At 60.9% G+C, this 5,082-nt stretch carries 5 protein-coding genes; all 5 read right to left on the reverse strand.

The window, feature by feature from the left end:
• Positions 1–1,166, reverse strand: a 1,166-nt coding sequence (locus F8J34_RS03550; protein ID WP_297056594.1) for an ASKHA domain-containing protein, incomplete at its 3' end; no start/stop codon positions are given.
• Positions 1,153–2,187 (reverse strand): tRNA 2-thiouridine(34) synthase MnmA, encoded by a 1,035-nt coding sequence (mnmA, locus tag F8J34_RS03555; protein ID WP_297056596.1) that lies wholly within the window; start codon positions 2,185–2,187, stop codon positions 1,153–1,155. The genes mnmA and F8J34_RS03550, both read right to left, overlap by 14 nt.
• The gene (locus F8J34_RS03560; protein WP_297056598.1) at positions 2,184–2,606 is read right to left on the reverse strand and encodes an NIL domain-containing protein; all 423 of its coding nucleotides are present in this window, start codon (positions 2,604–2,606) and stop codon (positions 2,184–2,186) included. The genes mnmA and F8J34_RS03560 overlap by 4 nt, the downstream gene beginning before the upstream one ends.
• Positions 2,599–4,338, reverse strand: coding sequence for a YcaO-like family protein (locus F8J34_RS03565; protein ID WP_297056600.1), 1,740 nt, complete (start codon positions 4,336–4,338; stop codon positions 2,599–2,601). The genes F8J34_RS03560 and F8J34_RS03565 overlap by 8 nt, the downstream gene beginning before the upstream one ends.
• Before the next feature lie 54 nt (positions 4,339–4,392).
• The coding region (gene miaA, locus F8J34_RS03570; RefSeq protein ID WP_297056603.1) for a tRNA (adenosine(37)-N6)-dimethylallyltransferase MiaA at positions 4,393–5,082 on the reverse strand (690 nt) is incomplete at its 5' end.

Raw genomic sequence — 5,082 nt, forward strand, 5'->3', positions numbered from 1 at the left:
GCGGAACAGGAGGCACAGGCCAGAAAGTCCTTGTTCCCCACCACGATCTCCCCGTTGGTTCCGATGTCGATGAAGAGGGTAAGGGGTTCCTCGGCGAAGAATCCGGTGGCCACCACGCCGGATACGATGTCTCCTCCCACGTAACTGGCCACACAGGGAGAAAATTCCACCATGGCCCCGGGCCCGGCGGGTAGCTTCAGGGCCTCGGCCGGAGCCGGGGGATAAAAGGCCGCCACCGGTACATAGGGGCTTTCGCGCAGAAACCGGGGCTCCAGCTCCAGAAGGAGGTGGGTCATGACCGTGTTTCCGGCCACGGAGATATGGTCGATTTCCTCCACCGCCCTCTGGGCCTTCTGGCAGAGTTCCTGGATCAGTTCTCCCAGTCGTTCCCGTACCTTTTCCGAGAGGGTGCGCAGCCCTCCCTCGCGTCGGGCGAATTCGATGCGACTGATGACATCCTCTCCGTAACTGATCTGGGGGTTGTAGTCCGAGGTTTCGGCCAGCACCTCCCCGGTGGTGAGGTCCAGAAGCTCCAGGCACAGGGTGGTGGTGCCCACATCTATGGCTACGGCCAGTCCCCCTTCCCGCCGACCGGAGGAGACCCGACGGATAACCGGGATCCGGCGTTCGGGGTGATGGTAGATACCCACCGTGACCCGAAAGTTATCCTCCCGCAGGGTGTAGGGAAGGGAACGCAGGAGATCCCACTCCGCCTCGGGTTCTTCCCCCAGGATCTCTTTGAGGGCCTGTTTTAGCCGCCGAAGGTCCGGAAGGTTGTCGGAGAGATCCGGGGGATGGAGTTCGAGATAGAGCCTTCGGAAGGCTGGTTCGGGTTGGATGGTCCGGAATTCCGTGCGGGAGAGCCAGGCCGTGGCCCGCCGTTTGGGGGTGCGCAGCAGGGCCCGGCGGTCCAGATAACTTTCCACCGGTACCCGGACCACCAGATCGGTTTCGGGGATGAGGGTGCAGGCCTTAAACCCTCCCTCGGGCAGGGCCTCCCCCCGGGCCTTTCCCTCTTCCAGGAAGACCCGGCATTTATTACATACCCCGGCCCCGCCGCAGGAGGCATTGATATGGACCCCCACCCGCATGGCTGCATGAAGTACGGTTTCGTCTTTGGCGGTTTCGACCTCCACCTCAAAGGGCAGAAACCTAATCCTGGGCATCGTCCTCCTCCGGTAGGATTTCGCCTCCCCCGAGCACCAGTTCCCCCTGATAAAACACCGCAAACTGCCCCGGTGTTACCGCCCTCTGCGGTTTTTCCCATATTACCCGGTAAACGCCGGGCCCCCAAGGCCGCACCTCGGCCGGGGCCTCCCGATGTCGATAACGAATGCGCACCTCGGCCCGAAAGGGTTTCCCCGGTTCCACCGGGTAGATGAAGTTGACCCCTCCCACCAGGAAACTCCGGACCAGGAGGTGTTTTTTCTCCCCCACGATGACCCGATTTCGGCGGGGATCGAGACGTACCACGTAATAGGGTTTGCCCAGCCGGAGTCCCAGCCCCCGGCGTTGCCCCACGGTATAGGCGTAGAGACCCCGATGTCGCCCCACCACCCGACCATCCACGGTTACGATCTCCCCCGGGGGAAAATCCAGGCCCCGGAAGAGTTCGCGGTAATCACCCCGGATAAAACAGACCTCCTGGCTCTCCGGTGCGGTGAGGGGAAAAAGACCGATGCGTACCGCCTCCCGGATGACCTCCTCCTTGAGGTAATCCCCCAGAGGGAAGAGCACCCGGGCCAGGGCCTCCTGGGAGAGTTGATGCAGGAAATAGCTCTGGTCCTTGGCCGGATCTCTACCCTTGTAAAGAAGATACCGGTTGAGGTCCGGATGGTAGCGTACCCGGGCGTAGTGTCCGGTGGCCAGACGTTCGGCCCCCAGCCGGAGGGCCTCCTTAAGGAGCAGACCGAACTTGATCTCCCGATTGCAGAGTACACAGGGGTTGGGGGTGAGTCCCCGGGCATAAGCCTCGCGGAAATAGCGAATGATCTTTTCCTCAAAGGGCCGGCGCAAATCCACAATTTTCAGGGGAAGACCCAGAAATTCGGCCAGACGATGGGGGCGTTCCAGATCGGGTTCCTCCGGAACGAAGAGGGCATGCAGGAGGAAGACCCGGTTTCGGCGGGAGAGGAGCCAGGCGGTAAAGGCGCTATCCACCCCGCCGGATATGGCTACGGCGATCATAAGGCTTCGCGTTCAAGGTGCACCTCCATGGCCCGCACTACGCAGGCGGTAACACATAAGCCGCAGGCACTGCACCGTTCCGGTTCAAAGACCACCTCCATGCTGGGGCGACTTACCGCCAGGGCACCGGTGGGACACACCGCGGTGCAGGACCCGCAATGAATACACACCTCCTCCTTGCGATAGATCTCCTGGCCGATGGATTTCACCTCCACGCCCAGATTGCGCAGATATTCCAGCCCCTGGGAGACCTTTTTGGGGTGACCGGAAAGTTCCATGACCATGATCCCTTCCTTGCCCGGGAGAATGGTGGCCTTGAGGATATTGAAGGAGAGGTCGAAGTCCTTGACCAATCGCCACACGATGGGTTGATCCACCACCTCGGCCGGAAACCTTAACACCAGCCCCTTCTTATACATGGCCCTCCTCCTGCTTCTGGTTCTCGCACCACTTTAATCCCTCCTGGGCCATCTTTAAAGAAGGATCCAGGGAGAGGGCCATTTCGAAGAAGCGCCGGGCCTCCTCCGGGGCCCCCAGTTCCCGCAGACAGTAACCGGCGTTGGCGTAATCCACGGCCGAGGAGGGCTCGAGCTCTACGGCCCGGAGGAAGGCGGTGAGGGCGGCGGCGTGGTCTCCGAGGCGGAAACAGGCCCTGCCCATGAGGTTCCAGAGTTCGGGGAATTCGGAAATACTCAGGCCCTCCTCCGCGGCGGACCGGGCCTCGGCCAAACGCCCCAGCCGGAGATATACCTCGGCCAGGTGGGCCAGGATAGCCGGGCGATCCGCCGGATCGGGGGCGCATTCCAGGGCCCGGCTCAGGGCGGAAAGGGCCTCTTCGGAATGACCGTCCTCGGCCAGAAGCTTCCCGTAATAGGCCCACAGGTAGTATTTATCCCGGAGTTCCCGGGTTAGGGAGGACAGAAGATCCAGGGAGGTTTCCCGCGGAAGATAAAGGGCCGCGGTGCGCACGAGATGATAGAGCGGAGAGATGCGGGTGCGTTCCCGGAAAAGGGCCCCGGGAATCACCGCATACACCGCCGGAATATTCAGCAGGGAATGGGCGATATCCACCAGGAAAAGGCGAAATCCCCGTTCCTGAAGGCCCCGGGCCAGAGAGATAAGCTCCGTGGTATGATCATCGGCGTAAAGATTGGGGAGTTCCGAAAGGGACACCTCTCCGGCCTTCTGGACCACGTAAGCGGCCTCCTCCAGATCGGCAAATTTGGGCAGAGCGCTTTCCAGGTATTTACCCTCGGTGTCGAAGTCTCCGGCCAGCTGGGCTATCTCGGTAAGGGTGCGAATGAGGGATCTTTCCGGGCTGGTTCCGGTTCCAGAGGCATAGACGATCTCACTGCGGTGGGGGAAGGTGGAGGGATCCAGGGCCATGGCCGCCACCGTGGGAGCAGGCATACCGTAGGTCATATCCCTGATCCAGAGCCGGATTCCCAGACGTTCGAAGCACCGACACAGACGGTCTCCCTCGCCGGTTATGGAATCGCGCCGGATTTCCGGCATGGGGGAGCGGAGTCGGTGCGAGAGGGCCGAGACGTGCCGTTCGATGAGCTCGCAGGTGGCCTGAACCGAGGCCTCGGGATAGGTGTTCCCCGCGGCGGATCCGTTGTATTCGTAAAGGATCCAGAACCAGAAGAAGGGAAGATACACGGTGCGGTTTTCCGCCACCGCAAAGGCCGGAACCCAGTGCATGGGAGTGCGGGGAAAGATCCGGAGGAAAAGCTCCCGGGCCCGGCGATCGTTCTCCGGATCCTCCACCGAATCCAGAATCTCCTCGGGCCGAAGGGCTTCTCCCGGAAAGGACTCATAGGGAAGAGGGGGCTGGTTGCGGGTGTTTTTTACGAAATGGAAAAGCGAAAAACGTTCCACCAGTTCCATAAGGGCGCTGGCCCGGGAGAGGGCATCGGTGGCCCCTTTGCCCATCTGCTTATAGTTTCCGGTGGTGCGCTGCCCCTCCACGTCGTAAATACTTATATACACGGGAATACCCAGTCGCCCCTTATCGATGCGCCGCAACTCCCGGAATACCCGCAAGCCGCTCTCCCTCAGCCGCTTCTCCACCAGGGAAATGGTTTCCTCCGGGGTCAGGGTCTTGTCGGCTACCTTTTTGGGGGAAGGGATGAGGAATTTCTTTTCCATGGAAGAACCTCCGGCCAGGATATTTTTTAATTCCTATATGTTTACCCTAAATTCTCAAGTTTTGCCAGCGAGAAATTTTTCCACCTCCTCAAAGATGGCCTTACGGTCTGCCGGATGGAACCACCTTACCTCGGGATCGGCCCTGAACCAGGTAAGCTGACGCTTGGCATAGCGCCGCGTGTCGCGTTTCATGAGCCGTACGGCTTCCGAAAAGGAGAGTCGCCCAGAAAGATAGGCGATCAGATGACGATAACCGATGGATTGAAGGGGTTTTAGGTCCGGGGGATACCGGGCCAGCAGTTTTTTTACCTCCTCCAGGAGCCCGGCCCGGAGCATTTCCTCCACCCGCTGATCCAGACGGGCGTAAAGTTCTTCCCGGGGCAGAATCAGACCGATCTTGAGGGCGGAGTAACGCCGGGGGCGAAAACCGTGTTCCCGGGCCAGCCGGGAGAAGGGTTTTCCGGTGGCGTAATAGACCTCCAGGGCCCGAAGGATGCGTACCCGATCGTGGGGATGGATACGGGCCGCGGCCTCCGGGTCTTTCTCCTGCAATTCCCGATAAAGGGAAGAAAGTCCCTCCCGGGCCAGCCTTTCCCTCAGGTTCTTCCTCAGTTCCTCCGGCACCTCCACCGGGAAGAGACCGTGGAGCAGGGCCTTCAGATACAGACCCGTCCCCCCCACCAGGATGGGGAGCCTTCCCCGGGAGGTGATCTCGGCGATCACCCGATCGGCCTTTTCCACAAA

This window comes from Thermosulfurimonas sp. (assembly GCF_015491435.1).
In the GTDB taxonomy this organism is placed as follows: Bacteria; Desulfobacterota; Thermodesulfobacteria; order Thermodesulfobacteriales; family Thermodesulfobacteriaceae; genus Thermosulfurimonas_A.